Raw genomic sequence first — 17,748 nt, forward strand, 5'->3', positions numbered from 1 at the left:
ACCCTCCAGTTACGATACCAAATTCTACTCCAAAATTTGATATCGACAACCAAAACAACTATCTGTCATGGCGTATCGGCGTCAAGCCACCTCGCTCACCACATACCGGTACTTCCCCGACGCCTCCGCCGCAATCTCGTCGACTTCCTCGATGGCGATGTCCACTTGCGCGCCCAGCCTGGCCTGGAAGCCGGTAACGATGGCGGCGCGGGTGGCGTCATCCAGGCGAGGCAGGCAGACCAGCAGCACGCGCGTGCGCAGCAGGCTTTCCTGGATAATCTTGAAGCTGCGCACTTGCGGCAGTTCGCGCACGATGTAGACGAGGGCCAGGCCATGCATGACGGTGCCATCGGCCGCCGTGAGGAAATCCGTGCTGCGGCCTTCGATTCTCTGCAGCAGGGGCAGGCCGCGGCCGCAGGCGCACGGTTCGGTACCCAGCGCGCCCACGTCGCCCGTGGCGTAGCGGATGAACGGGTAATCCTGCGTGGCCAGGTGGGTGACGACGATTTCGCCCGTGACTCCCGGCGGCAGCGGCTGGCCCTGGCCATCAAGGATTTCCACGATGATGTCTTCGGCCGTGATGTGCATGCCGCCGTCCGGGCATTCGTGGGCGATGAAGCCCGCGTCGCGCCCGCCGTAGCCGTTGGCGACGGGGCAGGCGAAGGCGGCGGCGATCTGCGCGCGCTGCTCGTCGTACAGGCGTTCGGCCGTGACGAACGCCACTTTCACGCCGAGGCCGTCGAGCGGCAGGTCGCGCGCGCTGGCGTGGCTGGCGATGCGGCACAGGGCCGACGGATAGCCGAACAGCATGCGCGGACGCCAGCGGCGCAACTGCCTGACATAGCCATCGAGGCGCGCGGGCGACATGGCAAACGCGGGCAGCAGGGTGGTGCGCAGCAGCGCGTCGCGCAGGCGGCGCACGCGGTCTTGCGCATGCAGCTCGATGGGCGAACCCCACAGCACGGCTTCGCGGTCGCCGATGTCGACGCCCCACCAGCGCGTGGCGCGCCACTTGGCGGCGATGTCGTGGCTGACCCTGCGCCGTCCCAGGAAAAACTGCAGCGGCTCGCCGCTGGAGCCGCCCGTGGCGAACGGCCGCAAGCCCACGGCGCGGGCCGACTTGAAGCTGTCGCGCGCGGCGGCGATATCGCCCTTGCGCAGCAGCGGCAGGCGCGACAGATCGCTCAGTTGCCGCACCTGTTCCGGGTCGAAACCGCTGCGGGCGAACAGTGCCCGGTAATGCGGCACGTGATTGGCCGCGTGGCGCAGCAGCGCGCGCAGACGCGCCAGCTGCCACGCTTCCAGCTGCTGCGCGCTCCACCATTGCGAGCGTTCCAGCCGGCGCAGCAGGCGCGCGCTGTGGTGGCCCTTGCACCATTCATGCAGGGGGAATAGCCAGCGGGCGACGCAGCGCGTGTAGGCGCCGGGGCGCGGTGCGGCGCGGATGCGGCGGTAGTGCGCGGCCAGCCTGGGCGCGATGCCGGGCCAGCCGAAGGTGGCGGCGTGCGCCAGGCCCGCCTGCACTTGCTGCCGCGCGCGCGGCGGGTCGCGCAGCAGCGCCAGGATGGCCTGCGCCATGGCGGGCGCCTCGCCGGGCGGCACCAGCAGCGCCGTCACGCCATCCTGCAGCAGGGCGGGGATGCCGCCCACGTTGGTGCTGACGACGGGCACGCCGCAGGCCAGCGCCTCGAGCACGGAATTGGGCATGTTGTCGGCCAGGCTGGGATTGAGGACGATGTCGCTTGCCTGGTACAGCGCGGGCATGGCGGCATTGTCGACGTGGCCGGCGAAGCGCACGACATCCGTCACGCCGAGGGAGCTGGCCAGATGCGCCAGCGCCGCGCGCTGCAGCCCGCCGCCGGCCAATACCAGGCGCGCCGCGGGAAAAGCCTCGCGCACGATGGCGAAGGCGCGCACGGCGCTGGCGTTGTCGTACAGGCTTTCCAGGTGCCGCGCCACGAGGATGCACGGGCCGTCCCTGGACGGCGCACGTGGCGCAGCCGGCGCAAAGCGCTGCAAGTCCACCACGTTCGGCACGATGTGGGCCGTATGGCCATATTGCTCGAAGATGCCGGCCAGGTAGGCCGAGGGCACGACGATGGCGCTGGCGCGGCGCAGGCTGAACGCCACCAGGCGCGGCGAGCGGGCGAAGAAGGCGGCCGCTTCGCCGCCCCGGTAATTGAGCAGGGCAGGCTTGCCTTTCAGGCTGGCGATCCACAGCGCGGGCGCCGCCTGCAGGTGCCAGGACCAGCCGGAATTGGCCATGATGTGGAACAGGTCGACCGTATTGGCCGCGCGCCACAGGCGCCACAGCAGCAGGGGCAGGCGCAGCGCGGCGCGCAGGTAGCGGATGCGCGCCAGCCAGGGCGGCAGCGCGGGGCCGTTGACGGCCAGCAGCTGCACTTGTGCGCCATCGTCGCGCAGCAGTCGCGCCAGTTGCGCCGTCTGATTCGCCATGCCGCCGGCCGGCGGCGGCAGCGGACCGACCAGCGCGATGCGCAGGCCCGTGAAGATCATGGCATGACTCCGGCCGCACTCACCGCCATGCGGGCCGCCGCCACGCGCGCATACACGGGCGCATAGCGGCCCACGCTGGCGTCCCAGCTGCGCTCCGTCTCGACGAAGGCGCGCGCCTGGCGCCGCAGCGCCGGCCAGCTGGCGGGCGCCAGCAGCAAAGCCAGTATGGCTTGCGCCAGCGCCTCGGCGTCGCCGGCGCGAAACAGCATGCCCGTCTTGCCATGCTCGACCAGTTCGCGGTGGCCGCCCACGTCGGACGCCACCACCAGGCGGCCCTGGGCCATCGCTTCGAGCGGTTTCAAGGGCGTCACCAGCTCCGTCAGGCGCATGGGCAGGCGCGGATACACGCAGATGTCGACCAGCTGATAATAGGCGGCCACCTGCGCATGCGGTACTCTGCCCGCGAAGACCACCGCGTGGGCTATGCCCAGTTGCGCCGTCAGCGCCTGCAGCGCCGCTTCCTGCGGCCCGCCGCCGGCCAGCAGCAGCCGCAATGCCGGCTGCGCCGCCAGCAGGCGCGGCATGGCGCGCAGCAGCAGGGCAAGTCCTTCGTAGGCATAGAACGAGCCGATGAAGCCGAGAACCAGATGGCCATGCAGGCCCAGTTTATGCGCCAGCCACAGGTCGCCGGACGCCGTGACGCTGAAGGCGCCCGCATCGACGGCGTTCGGAATCACGGTGATTTTATGCGCGGGCACGCCGCGCGCGCACAGCTCGCGCCGCAAGCCGTTGCAGATGGTGGTGACGGCATCGGCGCGGCGCAGCGCGTAGGTTTCCAGCGCGCGCGTGAGCCGGTAGCGCAGGCCGCCGGGCCGGCTGCTGCCATGGTCGGCGGCCGCGTCTTCCCAGAAAGCGCGCACTTCATACACGACGGGGATGCCCAGCGCGCGGCCCGCGTTGAGGGCCGCGATGGCGTTCAGGGCCGGCGAATGCGCATGCAGGATGTCGGGCTTGATCCGCTGCGCCAGCCGGCGCAGGCGCACGGCCAGGCCGATGATGACAGCCGCTTGCCGCAGCACGGGCAGGCGCGCCCACCAGCGTGCATCGGGCGCCGTGCGGTAGAAATGCCAGCCGTCGACCAGCTGCTGCGCGCCATCCGACGGCCCCTGCTTGGCACTGGTGAGCTGCATGGTGTGCCAGCCCAGCGCGCGCTGCTGCCGCAGGATGGCCAGCGTGCGGAAGGTGTAGCCGCTGTGCAGGGGCAGCGAGTGGTCGAGGATGTGCAGGATGCGCATGGATTAACCTGGGACGGCGGCGGCTACAGGGACGGCTGGGGTCCGATCAGTCGGGTCTGACCCCGTTGCAACCTGGCGCAGGAACGCTTCGAACATCAGCAGCGCCCACAGGGGCGCGCTGTAGTCGCGCCGCCCGCTCGCGTGCTGTTCCAGCAGCAGGCGCACGTAGTCCATGTCGAACAGGCCGCACTGGGCCAGGGTGGGACCGAGCAGCCGTTGGTGCAGGCGCTGGCGCAGCGGGCCGCGCAGCCAGTCGGCCAGCGGCACGGAAAAGCCCATCTTCTGGCGGTACAGCAGGCTGTCCGGCAGCAGCGGGCGCAGGGCTTTTTTCAGCAGGTACTTGCCTTCGCCGCGCCGCAGCTTGAACTGCGGCGGCAGGCCGGACATCCACGCCACCAGTTCATGGTCGAGCAGCGGCGAGCGCACTTCCAGCGCATGCGCCATGCTGGCCCGGTCGACTTTCGTCAGGATGTCGCCGGGCAGGTAGGTTTTCAAGTCCAGGTATTGCACTTGCGACAGCGGATCCTGCGCGGGACTGGCCAGCGCGTGGCGGCGCAGCACTTCCACGGCGCGGTAGCCGTGCAGGCTGCGCCGCAGCTCGGGGCTGAACAGGCGCGCGCGCATGGCGTCGCCCAGCAGGCTGACGCCGTGAAAATACGCGTCCGTCGTGTCGCGCGCCAGGCCTTCGAAGGTGGTCTTGGCGCGCAGGAAGCGGGGCGCCCAGTCGGCCTTCGGGTACCACCGCCCGAGGGTGCCGAACAGCGACTGGCGCAAGCCGGCCGGCAGCAGCGGGTCCATCGCCTTGCGTACCTTTTCCTCGCGCGTGTGCAGGCGGTAGCGCCGGTAGCCGGCCAGGCTTTCATCGCCGCCGTCGCCCGACAGGGCCACCGTGACCCGCTGGCGCGCCAGCTGGCAGACGCGGTAGGTGGGCATGGCGGAACTGTCAGCGAACGGTTCGTCGTACAAATTGGCCAGCAGGTCGATCAGCTCGAAGTCGTCCTGCTCGACCTGGCGCGCGTGGTGCGCCGTGGCGTAGCGGCGCGCCACCAGGTCGGCGTAGCGCGCTTCGTTGTACGCCGGGTCGCCGAACGAGATGGAACACGTGTTGACTGGCGTGGCGCTGGCTCCGGCCATCAGCGCCACCACGGCGCTCGAATCGACGCCGCCGGACAAGAAGGCCCCCAGCGGTACTTCGGCCACCATGCGGATGCGCACGGCTTCGCGCAGGCGCGCCAGCAATTCGTCGGCCGCCTGCGCCTCGCTGGCGGGCGGATTCGGCGTGAACGGGATGTCCCAGTACGATTGCGGCGCGGGCAGCGGCTGGCCGGCGCGAATCGACAGCGTATGCCCGGGCGGCAGCTTGCGCGCGTGCTGGAAGATGCTGCGCGGCTCGGGCACGTAGCCGTAAGCGAAATACTCTTCCACGGCCAGCGGGTCGAGCGCGCGCGGCATGGCCGGATGCGCGAGCAGGGCTTTCAGTTCGGAGCCGAACAGCAGGGTGCCGTCCTGCGCCTCGCCGTAATACAGGGGTTTGACGCCCAGGCGGTCGCGCGCCAGGAACAGCAGGTGGCGGCGGCGGTCCCACAGGGCGAAGGCGAACATGCCGCGCAGGCGCTGCACGCATTGCTCGCCCCATTGCTCCCAGGCGTGGACGATGACTTCCGTGTCGCTGCTGGTGCGGAAGGGATGGCCGAACTGGCGCAGTTCCGCCATCAGGCTGCGATAGTTATAGATTTCGCCATTGAAGACGATGGCGATGCTGCGGTCGGCGTTGAACAGCGGCTGCTGGCCGCTGGCCAGGTCGATCACGGACAGGCGCCGGTGCGCCAGGCCCAGTCCCGGCTCGCGGTGCAAGCCCCCTTCGTCCGGCCCGCGGTGGCGCAGGCTGTGGTTCATGCGCGCCAGCAGCAGCACGTCGATGTCGCGCTGGCCCTGCAAATCAAAGATGCCGCTGATGCCGCACATGGGAGGCCTTTCAGGGAATGGTGGACAGGGGGGAGGGCTGGCGCGCGCCCGTCAGGCGGTCGTACACGGCCAGGTAGGCGCAGGCCATGGCGGGCAGGCTGTGCTCGGCCAGCACCTGGCGCCGCCCGCGCGCGCCGTGGCGCGGGCCCAGTTCGGGCATGCTGTAATAGTCGAGCATGGCGTCGGCCAGCATCTCGGGCGACCCGGGCGGCACCAGGGTGCCGCTCCAGCCCGACTGCACCAGTTCCGCATTGCCGCCCACTTGCGTGGCGACGATGGGCAGCCCCGTCGCCATCGCTTCGAGGATGGTGTTCGAGCTGCCTTCGGCCAGAGATGGCAGCACGAACAGGTCCATGGCGCGCAGCAGCTGCGCCACGTCGTCGCGCGCGCCGGGCAGCCAGGCAAGATGGGCCACGCCGGCCTGCCGCAGCAGATCCAGGCAAGCCTGGCGGCACGGTCCGTCGCCGACGATGATCAGGCGCAGGCGCGCGCGGGCGCCCGGCTGCGCCAGCAACAGCATGAAGGCGTGCACCAGCGAGGCATGGTCCTTGACGGCCGCCATGCGGCCCACGCTGCCGATGACGAAGGCGCCATTGCACAGGAAGCCGGGCGGGCCCACGGCGGCCGGCGGGCCCAGGCGCGGATGGAATTGCACGCTGTCGACGCCATTGCCGATGTGCGACACCTGCGCGGGCGCCGCGCCGATGGCATCGACCAGCCATTGCCCCAGGTCGGCGCTGACGGCGATGAAGTGCTGCACCAGCGGCAGCATGCATTTGCGCAGCAGCCGGTATTTGCGGCGGGTGCCGTGCAAGTCGCTCATGTCGCGCCCGTGCTCGCCATGCACGCGCAGGCGCACGCCGGCCAGGCAGGCCAGCAATTGCGCTTCGAGGCAACCCAGGTTGCGCGTGTGCACGAGTGCCGGGCGCAGCTGTTTCAGCACGCGGTACAGGTGCAGGTAATGGCGCCAGTCCTTGCCTTCGCGCTTGTCGAGGCTGATGACGTCGACCCCGGGGGTGGTCAGGCGCTGGCGAAACGCGGTGGCATTCTTCATGCAGACGATGGCGTGCCGGTAGCGTTCAGGCGGTAAATGGTTGATCAGGTTGACGAGGCCGTTTTCCAGCCCGCCCACGTCGAGCTGGTGGATCACGTGCACGATCAGGGGGGCGGCGCTGGCCGCCTGCGTGCCGCCGCTAACGAGGTCAAGGGCCATGCGGCAACTCCTGCAAGCGTTGTTCGATGACGGGCAGGGCCGCCCGCAGGAAGGCTTGCAGGTGCGCGCGCGGTGGCGGCGCCAGCTCGTCGTAGACGGCAAAGACGATGATGTCGGCACCATCCTGGCGCCTGCCCAGCAGCTTGGCTTGCGCCAGCAGCAGTTTTACCAGCACGGGCCTGGCCGTGATCATGCCGCCCTGGCGGTACACGCGCCACACCAGCAGGCGCTCGCCGCCGTGGGCCAGCACGCTTTCGCGCACGCCCATGGAACCGCTGGCCAGGTTGACGTGCTGCACGCGCTGCGCCAATGGCGTCCAGCGCGCGCCGTATGGCGAGGATAGATGGGTCAGCAGTTCGGCATCGCGCGCCTGGCGCGCATACCAGTGCAGTTGCAGCCCCACGGGCGCGCCGTCGCCGTCCTGGCGCGCATACGTGGCGGCAAACAACGCGGGCCCGCCCGCATATGGCGCTTGCCACGGCGCTGCCGCAGCGTGCAGGCGGCGCCAGGCGGGCGGATCGGGCAAGGCCAGCACGATGGCTGGCAGCCTGGCATTGTCGTCGCGGTGGCTGGCCAGCGCCAATGCCGGCCACAGCGCCGCCAGCAGCAGGCAGGCGATGCTGGCGCGCACGGCGGCGCGCGGGCTGGCCGCAGCGATGTTGGCGCCGGGCCGGGCTGGCGGCACGGCGCGCGCCAGCGGCAATTCGCGCCAGCGCGCGGCCAGCCAGAACAGCAGCAACGCCACCAGGCCGAAGAACAGCCAGCCATAGATCAGGTGGTCGACGCCCACGGCCAGGCGCATGTTGCTCAGGTGGCCCAGCATCACGATCAGGTAGGCGCGCACGCCATTGGCGAGGATGGGCACGAGCAGCGCGGCGGCCATGACGGCCAGGCGCCGCCGCGTGCTGCGGAAGTTGACATGCGCGAACAGGGCGCCCAGGGCCAGCGCGGCGATCAGGTAGCGCAAGCCGCTGCACGCTTCCACCACTGACCAGTTCCCTGTGGGCAATGAAAAACTGCTGCCATCGCGAAACACGGGCACGCCCGTCCATTGCAGCGCGGTGACGGTAAAGGCGGCCGTGAAGTCGATCAGGGGATCGAGGAAAACTTCGCCAAACGGCACGGCGAGGAACAGATACGCGAGTGGAAACGCCAGCAGGCGCACGGCCGGCCAGCCGAGGATGGCCAGCACGCAGGCGGGCAGCATGGCGGTGGCCGCATACTGTTCCACCACGGGCACGTTGGCGGCGTCGGCCAGCAGCCAGGCCAGGCCCAGCGCGCCCAGCAGCAGCAAGCCCTGCCGCGACGGCTGGGGCGCCAGCGCGGCCAGGCGGGCGCGCTGGCGCCAGGCCAGCCAGCAGCTGATGGGCACGATCAGGAAGCCGTGCGCGAAGGTTTGCGAGCGGGACCACAGTTCCACCATCGACCAGAAGGTGGCGTGGTACAGCAGCACGACGGCGGCCAGGGCCAGCAGCAGGAGCATCAACGCTTGCTGCCGGTCCTGGCCGTGCGGCCAGACGGCCGTATCCGGCAAGCGGGCCAGCTGGTCGAGTTGCAGACTCATGTGGATGGCTCCCGCACGGGCAGCAAAGGCGCGGCGCCGCCGCTGGCAGGCGTATTCGTACCGGTCTCGGCCGATACACCCAGCATGGCGCCCAGGCCGCGCAGGTTGCGTTCCCAGTCGTAATCCTGTAACACCAGCTGGCGCGCCGCCACGCCGATGGCCGCGCCGCTGCCTTCGGCCGCGCCATCCTGGGCATGGCGCAGCACGCGCGCGGCATGGTGGATGAATTCGGCATCGTCGCGCGCCAGCAGCAGTTCCAGGCCCGGCTGGGCGGCGATGCCTTCGAGCACCTGCGGCGTGGCCAGCACGATCTTGCCCATCGCCATCGCTTCCAGTACCTTGTTTTGCACGCCGCGGGCAATGCGCAGGGGGGCCACGGCCAAGGCTGCGCCGGCCAGGTAGGGCCGGATGTCGGGCACCTTGCCCGTCACCACCACGCCAGCTACCTTCGCCAGCGCCGTCACGGCGGGCACGGGCGCGCTGCCGACGATATAGAACTGCAACTGGGGGAACTGGCGCCGCAGGGCGGGCCAGACGTGGCGCACGAACCATTGCACGGCGTCGATGTTCGGCCAGTAATCCATGGCGCCCGTAAACACCAGCGCCTGCACCCCCGGTGGATACACGCCAGTCTGGGCCGGCATGGGCGTGAAATACGCCGTGTCGACACCGTTATTGACGTATCCAGTCTTGCGCCGCGCCATCGGTGCGCACTGGCGGAACAGGGCCGCTTCGGCCGCCGAGACGAAGCTGGCGGCCGTGAATTGCTGGGCGATATGGCGCTCGTACTGCAGCAGCAGATGTGCTTCGCGCCGGTACAGCTGCGACATGGGCCAGGGCTTGCTGTCGCCGTACTGGCGCCATTTGTCGGAATCGACATCGACGAAATCGATCACGCGGTGCAGGGCGCGGCCCGCGCTGCCGTCGATGTATTGCGCCATGGGCCCGGAAAAGGCCAGCGCGTGGCGCACCTTGCCGCCCGACAGCAAGCCGTCGACCCATTGCAGCAGGCGCGCATCGCGGTAGTACTGCACGCTCATGGCCTGGCGCGACAGCAGTGCCTGCATGGCGCGCCAGCGGGCCGTGCCGCGCCGTAAGGCGATGAAGCGCGTGCTCGCGCACAGGGCGGCCACGGTTTTCGCATGCTGCCAGTCGTCTTCATCGTCGATGAAGCAGCCCAGGTGCACGCGGAAATGCCGGCTCAGGTATTGCAGAATGTGCCACGAACGTATCTTGTCGCCCTTGTTGGGCGGATACGGCAGGCGGTGGGCGAGGAATAAGAGTTCACGCATGGCGGGTCCCGTCGCTTAGCCCAGTTGCCGCACGATGTGCGGCCCCAGCAGGTTGGCCAGCGGTAGCGGCAGGCGGCGCCAGGCGCGGATGAACAGCGCGTATTTCGGATTCAGGGGATTGACGTCCGGCAAAGACTTCGCGCGCACGAGCTTGTAGGCATACGGCAGCGGCTGCGGCGTAAAACCCCAGTTCTTCTTGAAGTCGTATGCTCCGGTGCCCAGCTTGCTGCGGCCGAAATCGAACTGGCGGTAGCCACGCGCGCTGGCGCGGCGCATCGCCTCCCAGTACATGAAGTCGTTGGCGCCCGTGCTGCGCGCCAGCACGCTGCCGCCGCCATAATAGGGCAACACTTCATCGCGGAAATAGAACAGCAGCACGCTGGCTTGCGCCTGCTGGCCTTGATACACGGTGAGGACTTCGCAATCGCTGCCAAACACCGTGCGCAGCAGGGCAAAATGGCGGCGCGCGAAGACGGGCGTGCCCAGCCGGTGCACGCTGGCCGCGTAGACCGGGTAGAAACGGTTGAGGTCATAGTCGATGGCGCTGTGCAGCCCGCCCGTCATGGCCTTGCGCACGACGGCGCGCTGCTTGCGGGGAATGGCCAGCAGGTTCTGTTCGGCGTCGGCATGCAGGGGGCGGCGGAAGGTCGCGTACAGGGGTTTCTGCAGCCAGGCAGAGTCCGCATTTTCCGACGCGTTTTGCTCCACCTCGCGCCAGCGGTATTCCAGTTGCCCCACGCCGAGGCGCCGGGCCAGCGCCTGCGCGGCGCTGTCGAGGGCCCGGCGCACGGCCGCGCTGCCGCCGGCGATGCCGCCGTACACGCAAAACGGCAGCGAGACGAGCGAGGAGCCGAACAAACGGCTGCGCAGATGGGCCAGCGGCAGCACGGCGGCGATGCGCCCGTCCTGTTCCGCGTACAAAAAATAGCTGTCGTGGTTAAACCCTTGCTGCATGATGGTTTGCCAGCCGGCGCGGTGAAAGAAGGTCGCTTCCGGGCACGTGTCGACAAAGGCATCCCAGCGCCCATGTTCGTGCCCCTGCAGGGAGCGCACGGCGATGGCGGTGCTGGACTGTACCGGGTCGGGGGCAAGGCTGGCCTCGTGCATCATGTGCTTTCCAGAAAAATACGGTCCATGCGGTCCCAGGCGAAATCGCGCGTCAGGCGTTCCAGCCGCGCTTCCATGCGCCCCAGGTTCAGGTAGTGGCGAAAGCGCGTCCTGGCACTCAGGCCCGTCGGGCGCGGCTGGCCGGGATCGAGTTCCCAAGGATGAAAATAGAATATGCCAGCTTGCCCGTCGCGCGAATTGATGCGTCGCAAAAGCCAGCGCGACAGTGCATACGGCATCAATCGAAAGTAGCCGCCGCCGCCGGCCGGCAGGTTGCGCCCGCGCAGGCGCACGGTGCTGACGGGCAGTTCCAGCATGCCCAGCGGCCCGCGCGGGCGCCAGGCGAAGCGGGGAGCATCGGGCATGCCGTAATGGTCGTGGCGGATCGGGTAGATACTGGAACTGTAGCGGTAGCCCGCTGCCTGCAGCACGTCGAAGGCCCACAGGTTGGCCGCGCCGATGGAAAAGCTGGGCGCCCGGTAGCCATGCACGGCCAGCCCCGTCAATTGCTCGAGGATAGTCTTGCTGTGGCGCACATCCTCGGCGAACTGCGCGGCCGACTGGTCGCAGGCGCGCAGGTGCGCATAGCCGTGGCTGGCCACTTCGTGTCCGGCGGCGGCCACGCGGCGCAGCATGGCCGGATAGCGCTCGGCGATCCAGCCCAGGGTAAAAAAGGTGGCGTGGATGCGCCGCGCGTCCAGCAGCAGCAGGATGCGCTCGATATTCGCCTCGACCCGGCATTCCATGCGGGGCCAGTCGGCACGTGCGATGTGCGGCGCAAAGGCGGATACCTGGAAATAGTCTTCCACATCGATGGTCAGCGCATTGCGCAATATCACAGCTGAAGGCGGCGTCATGGCGTGCCCCGGCGCACCGCCAGCCAGGGCGCGATGACGGCGGCGATGCGCTCGGCCGCGTGGCCGTCCCACAGGGGAGGAATACGGCCGCGCTTGCCGCCCGTGTCCAGGATGCTGCGCGCCAGTGCCAGGATGGCGGCCGGCTGCGTGCCTGCCAGGGTATTCGTGCCATCGCTGACAGTGACGGGCCGTTCCGTATTGGCGCGCAGGGTCAGGCAGGGCACGCCCAGGGCCGTGCTTTCTTCCTGGATGCCGCCCGAATCCGTCAGCACCAGGCGCGCCTCCTGCATCAGGCCCAGCATTTCCAGGTAGCCCAGCGGCGGCAGGCAGATGATGGCCTGCCGCGCCAGCAGTGGCTCCAGGCCCGCCAGGCGCAAGCCGGCCAGGGTGCGCGGGTGGATGGGAAACAGCAGCGGCAGCCGGGTTGACAGTTGCCCCAGCGCCTGCAGCAACGCTTCCAGTTGCTGCGGCTCATCCACGTTCGACGGCCGGTGCAGGGTCAGCAGCCCATACGCGGGCGGGCAGGCTTGGCCGTGGGTGCGCAGGGTGGCGGCGGGCTTGACCGCGCGCGGCAATTGTTGCCGCAGGCTGTCGATCATGACGTTGCCCGTGAAATGGATGCGTTCGGGGGCGATGCCTTCGCGCAGCAGGTTGGCGCGCGCACCTTCCTCGCTGGTCAGCAGCAAGCTTGACAGCTGGTCCGTCAGCACGCGGTTGATTTCCTCGGGCATGCGCCGGTCGCCGCTGCGCAGGCCCGCCTCGACATGGATCACGGGCGTGCCGCGCTTGGCCGCCACCAGCGCGCACGCCAGGGTGGAATTGACGTCGCCCACCACCAGCACGGCATCGGGCGCCAGCGGCGGCTGCGCATCGAGCACGGCATCGAAGCGGCGCATGATCTCGGCCGTCTGCTGCGCGTGGTTGCCGGAGCCGACGTCGAGGCTGATGTCGGGCGGACGCAGGTCCAGGTCGATAAACAGCTGCCCATTCATGGCCGTGTCGTAGTGCTGGCCCGTATGCAGCAAGGTCACGCGCACGGCGGGCGCCTGGCGGGCCAGGGCCGCCAGGATGGGCGCCATCTTCATCAGGTTGGGGCGCGCGGCCACCACGCACAGCAGGTGCGCCGGCGCGGCGGACACAAGAGAGGGGTCGGACATGCTGCGGCCTCCTTAGAAATGCATGGTGAGCGTGGCGCTGACGCCGTTTTCGCGGTAGTCGCCGCCGTGGTTGCTGGCGTGCCGCGTGTGCCGCACGTCGATGCTGGCCGTCATGTCCGGCTGCAGGATGCGCGTGTAGCCGGCCGTCAGGGTGATGTTGTTGTCGCGCCGGGGCACGCTCAGCGAGCGCACGCTGGCGTAGCCGGCATTGACATTCACGCTGGTGCGCGAGCTGGCTTGCCAGCTCCAGCCCACGTTGCCGCCGATCTGGCGCGTGCGGTCTTCGCTGCCGAACTCCACGCCTGGCAGTAAGCCGCTGTCGATGCCGCTGGCCGTTTGCGCCGTGCGGTCGACGGCCGTGACGCCAGCGATCATCGTGCTTTTCGCCGTGGCGCGCGCCATCGTCAGCTTCAGCTGTTTTTGCAGGAAATAGCGGTGGCTGAAGTAATTGATGGCGCCCCGTTCCGGTCCCAGGCTGTTGGCGTAGCGCAGGAAGGCATCGATGCGCAGGCGCCGGTCGCGCGCGTTGGGAAAGATGCCGCGCCACAATTGATCGAGCAGCCGGCCGGCGTCGCGGTCGCCCAGGCGCGAAAACTGCGTGGGCATGGTGGTGATGTTTTCGCTGTAATTGAGTTGCCAGTTGGTATGGCGCCGCAGGAAAGTGGCGTCCAGGCTGTAGGTGTGGCCAAAGAAGCGTTTGCCCGTGCTGAAGGCCACGCTGGTGCGCGGCGACGGCGTCCACACGCCGCCCAGCGACCAGAAGCGGCCTGCCGGCGCCTTGCCGGTGTTTGACAGATAGCCTTCCTTTTCCATGCCGCCGCTGGCCGTGGCCGCCCATTTGCTGCTGAACGGATAGCGCAGGCCCACGCTGCTGCGCTGCATGCGCACGGGGGCCAGCTTGCTGTCCTGCGTGCGGCGCACGTCGTGGCTGGCGTTCCAGGTCCAGCCGCTGGCGCGCGGCTCGCCGCTGAGCAGTAACTCCATTTCATCGCTGTGCACGGACAGCAGTGCGCCGCCACTGTCGACCGTGTTGCGCGTGTAGCGCAGCTCGGCCGTTGCCAGGCCGCGGAAACGGTGGCGCAGATAGGGGCTGATGCCGGTGGTGCGCACGGTGCTGGCATTGTCCGTGCCGGGCAGGTCGTCGATCAATTGCGGGCCGAACGGCGAGATGTTGCGCCGGCTCACGCTGGCGTTCGCATCAATGAAGAACCAGTCCTTCACCAGCTCGGCGTCCGCCGAGGCGGCCAGTTCATGGTTGTCCGTATCGGCACGTTGTCCGGACAGGTATTTGTGCCAGCTGTAATCGAGGTGCACGCGCAGGCGGGGACCCGTGCCGATAAGGGCGATGGCGGGAGCGATCTCCGTGATGAAGTCCGATTGCGCCTGGCCGGGCGGTGCGCGCAAGGCGTTGTCCGTATAGCTTTCGCGCAGGCGCAGCGACGGTTTCACCAGCCAGTCGACGGCGCCGGCCGGCAGGGGCAGCAGCAGGGATAGCAAGGGCAGCAGCAGCGGCGGCGGTCGCGGTAGTGAAACCCCGCGGCTAATCGTAATGGCCATAGCCGTAGTAGTCGTTGCCGGGGAACGATTTGGTCTTGTTGTAGATCAAATGAATGTGTTCGCACGACTCGATCTGGCGCAGCGCCTCCTTGACGGCGTGCTGGGTCGTCGTTTCCGCCTCAACCACCATCACCACTTGTCCCATCTGCCCCACCAGCGCGTGCGCCTCGCTGGTGATCAGCAGGGGCGGCGAGTCGAAGACGACGATGCGGTCGCCATAGCGGCTGGCGATCTCGGCCAGCAACCGGCTCATGGCGCGGCTGGCCAGCAATTCCGTCGCGTGCTTGTTGCTGCGCCCGGCGGGCAGGATGCTCAGGTTGGCAACGTTGGTTTTCAGGATCACGTCGGCCATGGCCAGTTGCGGGTCGAGCAGCACGTCCATCAGCCCCGGTTCCGGTGGCAGGCCCAGTACTTTCAGCACGGACGGGCGCGCCACGTCGGCATCGACCAGCAGCACCGTGATATCCATTTCCATGGCGATGCTCATGGCCAGGTTGATGGCGCAATACGTCTTGCCTTCGCCCGGCATGGCGCTGGTGACGACGATCAGGTTGCCGTGGCGGATGGCCTCGGCGCCGCTGGCGCGCGCCTGGCGCAGCAGCGGGCGCTTGATGATGCGGAAATCCTCGGCCACCGAGCTGCGCCCGCCATCGTGCGTGAGCATGCCTTGTTCGGCCAGCCGGGCCAGGTTCAGGGGGCGGTACTGGGGCGACCGGGCCGTGTCCGCGCCCACCGCGCCCTCGACGCCATACGGCACGCCGGCCTCGGCCACGCCCAGGATCATGGGTTCCTGCTTGCCGCTGTCCTTGCTGCTCATCGTCGCTCCCCTGGATCTAGAATTTCAGCAGCGCGGCCGTCATGACCCCGCCGTACAGCACGAACAGGCTGCCCAGGCAGGCGCCAAAGCCATAGCGGGCGCGGCGGCGGCGCACCTGCTGCAGCGCCGTCCAGTTCATCGATACCGTGCCCAGCACGTTCAAGCCCGTGGCATCGCGCAGTTCGGCGGGACTGAGGAAGGTGGGGCGCACCTGGCTGATCAGGAGGGCTGTGGCGACGCCGGCCACCAGGGCCGCGCCCAGCGCCGCGCTGAACAGCAGCGGACGGTTCGGGCCGACGGGCGCATATTGCACCGTGGGTGGGTCGATGATCTTGAAGGCCATCATCTCGGTGGTGGAACTGAGTTCGCCCGACAGCTTGGCCGCTTCGCGCCGGCCGATCAGCTTTTCATAGTTTTCCTTGTTGATGATGTAGTCGCGGTTGAGCTGCGCCAGCTGCGACTCCACCTCGGGCACGGCATTGCTCTGCGCCAGCAAGCGCTCATTGCGCGCGCTGTATTCCTGCACGCGGGCCTTGATGGCGGCTACCTTGGCATCCGCGTCCGTCAGCGCCACCTTCAGCTGCTGCAGCATGGGGCTGTAGTTCTTGCCCGGGTCGCCGGCCGCCGATTTCAGCTTGCTTTCCTCGATCTTGCGTTCTTCCAGCTGGGCCACCAGGCGCTTCGAGGCGATGATGTCGGGATGCAATTCCGTAAATTGCATGCGCAGGCTGTCGAGGTTCTTGTTGATCGACGCGATGCGCTCGTCGAGTTCGGGATTCGTGATGGCCGAAGCGTTCGGCTCCAGATCGAGCACGGGCTCGTCGCCCTCGATCTGGCTCTGGATGGCCTTGCGCGATTGTTCCGCCTCGACCAGTTCCAGCTTGGCATTGTTCAGGCTATCGGACGACATCAGCAGCTGGCTGCCATAGTCGATGCCCTGGCGCGGCAGCAGCAGGTTGTTGCGGATCTTGAATTCCTTCACCAGGTTTTCCGCCGCGCTCAGCTTGTCCTCGTAATTCTTGATCTGCTCGTCGATGAATTGCACCGCCTTCTGCGTATCCCCTTTCTTGCCCTGGAAACTGCCTTCGACAAAGATGGTCAGCAGGCTTTGCACCACGTCGCGCACCAGCTTCGGGTCGCGCCCGCTGTAGCTGATGGTGTAGATGTCATACGCGTTGGTGCCGGTGATCTTGATGCGGCTCATCAAGTCGTCGAGCTGGGCTTCGTGCTCGCGCACGGTCTTCGAATCCAGGTCTAGGTCGACCATGCGCATGACGCGCTCCACGTTCGGCCGGCTGAGCAGGGTGCGGCTCATGATGGCCACCTGCTGTTCCGTGTTCGGCACGCTGGTCATGCCGGCCATCAGCGGTTTGAGGATGGTTTGCGTATCGACAAACACGCGCGCCGACGTCTGGAAGTCGTCGGGCAGGGTGATCACCTTGATGAAGCCGGCGATGGCCACCAGCCACGCCACCAGCACCGCATGCCAGCGGTACTTCCAGATACCTTTCAGGCTGGAAAGCAGTTGCTGTATCAATTCTTCCATGTCGCTTCCTTCAGGTGACGGTGCTGCACGGTAGATGGGGTGGCGGCGCGGACAACGACGGCATCTTGCGAGAAATGCTTGCCTGTTGGGTAAGCAAAGTATAGGGCGGCTGTGAGGCAAGATTTCCCAAGATGATTGCTTCTTGATACGCCTCAAGGTTCTCTTGCCAAGTTTTAATAATCATAGGAAGTTCGCGGCCCAGGCTGGTTCTGCGGGACCAGCCATGGATGCGCCATCGACTCGAAGAGGCTCCGCATGAATCCGTTTCGCCGTGCATTTGTCTGCAACACGCTGGTTCTGGCGGGCGCTGCCAGCCTGCTCGGCGCCTGCCGCACGCGCCATCCGCTGGCACCGGCCGACGACAGCGCGCCCATGCACGATTACCTGATCGGACCGGGCGACTCCGTCAACATCATCGTCTGGCGCAACCCGGAAGTGTCGCTGACGGTGGCCGTACGGCCGGACGGCAAGATCACCACGCCGCTGGTCGAGGATTTGCCCGCCAGCGGCAAGACCTCGACCCAGCTGGCGCGCGACATCGAGCAAGCCTTGAGCAAGTTCATCCAGCAGCCCGTGGTGACGGTCATCGTCACCAATTTTTCGGGTCCGTATGGTGAGCAGATCCGCGTCATCGGCGAGGCGGCCAAGCCGCAGGCGCTGCCATACCGGCTGGGCATGTCGCTGATGGACGTGCTCATCGCCGTGGGTGGCATTACCGATTTTGCTGCCGGCAACAAGGCCAGCATCATCCGCATGCGCGAAGGCAACCAGCAGCAGTTGCGGGTGCGCCTCGATGATTTATTGAAAGAAGGCGATATTTCCGCGAATGTCATGATGCGGCCGGGCGACGTGCTGCTGATACCGGAAAGCTTCTTTTAATAGCAAGCTCGACAATATCAAAACAGCATTTTTGTTTGTCAT

13 protein-coding genes are annotated in these 17,748 nt (G+C 67.8%); 1 reads left to right on the plus strand and 12 read right to left on the minus strand.

Going from position 1 to position 17,748, the window contains the following annotated elements; genetic code table 11:
* Positions 1-81: 81 nt before the first annotated feature.
* From O3297_RS06750 to O3297_RS06805, 12 genes are read right to left on the minus strand one after another with little or no spacing between them, the layout of a single operon-like run.
* Positions 82-2,517 (minus strand): glycosyltransferase, encoded by a 2,436-nt coding sequence (locus tag O3297_RS06750; RefSeq protein ID WP_305048142.1) that lies wholly within the window; start codon positions 2,515-2,517, stop codon positions 82-84.
* Complete coding sequence (locus tag O3297_RS06755) at positions 2,514-3,752, minus strand: TIGR04063 family PEP-CTERM/XrtA system glycosyltransferase (protein WP_305048143.1); 1,239 nt, start codon at positions 3,750-3,752, stop codon at positions 2,514-2,516. Before O3297_RS06755 ends, O3297_RS06750 begins: the two co-directional genes overlap by 4 nt.
* A gap of 3 nt (positions 3,753-3,755) precedes the next feature.
* Entirely contained in the window at positions 3,756-5,717 is a 1,962-nt protein-coding gene (locus tag O3297_RS06760) for an XrtA/PEP-CTERM system amidotransferase (protein ID WP_305048144.1), read from the minus strand.
* Positions 5,718-5,727: 10 nt separating this feature from the next.
* A complete protein-coding gene (locus tag O3297_RS06765; protein WP_099387718.1) occupies positions 5,728-6,930 on the minus strand; it encodes a TIGR03088 family PEP-CTERM/XrtA system glycosyltransferase in 1,203 nt (400 codons plus the stop codon).
* Positions 6,920-8,494: an exosortase A gene (gene xrtA / locus O3297_RS06770; protein WP_305048145.1), complete on the minus strand. Its 1,575-nt coding sequence runs from the start codon at positions 8,492-8,494 to the stop codon at positions 6,920-6,922. Before xrtA ends, O3297_RS06765 begins: the two co-directional genes overlap by 11 nt.
* A complete protein-coding gene (locus tag O3297_RS06775; protein ID WP_305048146.1) occupies positions 8,491-9,786 on the minus strand; it encodes a TIGR03087 family PEP-CTERM/XrtA system glycosyltransferase in 1,296 nt (431 codons plus the stop codon). Before O3297_RS06775 ends, xrtA begins: the two co-directional genes overlap by 4 nt.
* A gap of 15 nt (positions 9,787-9,801) precedes the next feature.
* Entirely contained in the window at positions 9,802-10,893 is a 1,092-nt protein-coding gene (locus O3297_RS06780; RefSeq protein WP_305049618.1) for a FemAB family XrtA/PEP-CTERM system-associated protein, read from the minus strand.
* A complete protein-coding gene (locus O3297_RS06785; RefSeq protein WP_305048147.1) occupies positions 10,893-11,750 on the minus strand; it encodes an XrtA system polysaccharide deacetylase in 858 nt (285 codons plus the stop codon). The genes O3297_RS06780 and O3297_RS06785 overlap by 1 nt, the downstream gene beginning before the upstream one ends.
* Positions 11,747-12,907: a non-hydrolyzing UDP-N-acetylglucosamine 2-epimerase gene (wecB, locus tag O3297_RS06790; RefSeq protein ID WP_305048148.1), complete on the minus strand. Its 1,161-nt coding sequence runs from the start codon at positions 12,905-12,907 to the stop codon at positions 11,747-11,749. The genes O3297_RS06785 and wecB overlap by 4 nt, the downstream gene beginning before the upstream one ends.
* Before the next feature lie 12 nt (positions 12,908-12,919).
* A complete protein-coding gene (locus O3297_RS06795) occupies positions 12,920-14,464 on the minus strand; it encodes a TIGR03016 family PEP-CTERM system-associated outer membrane protein (protein ID WP_305048149.1) in 1,545 nt (514 codons plus the stop codon).
* Complete coding sequence (locus tag O3297_RS06800; protein ID WP_305048150.1) at positions 14,448-15,281, minus strand: XrtA-associated tyrosine autokinase; 834 nt, start codon at positions 15,279-15,281, stop codon at positions 14,448-14,450. The genes O3297_RS06795 and O3297_RS06800 overlap by 17 nt, the downstream gene beginning before the upstream one ends.
* A 16-nt stretch (positions 15,282-15,297) precedes the next feature.
* Positions 15,298-16,827, minus strand: a complete 1,530-nt coding sequence (locus tag O3297_RS06805) for an XrtA system polysaccharide chain length determinant (protein ID WP_305048151.1) — start codon at positions 16,825-16,827, stop codon at positions 15,298-15,300.
* Between the two features lie 255 nt (positions 16,828-17,082).
* Between O3297_RS06805 and O3297_RS06810 the strand changes: the two genes are divergently transcribed.
* On the plus strand, positions 17,083-17,706 hold the full coding sequence (locus tag O3297_RS06810; protein ID WP_070254397.1) for an XrtA/PEP-CTERM system exopolysaccharide export protein: 624 nt from the start codon (positions 17,083-17,085) through the stop codon (positions 17,704-17,706).
* The last annotated feature ends 42 nt before the right edge of the window (positions 17,707-17,748 follow it).

The organism is Janthinobacterium sp. SUN128 (genome assembly GCF_030587275.1).
GTDB classification, from domain to species: domain Bacteria; phylum Pseudomonadota; class Gammaproteobacteria; order Burkholderiales; family Burkholderiaceae_D; genus Janthinobacterium; species Janthinobacterium lividum.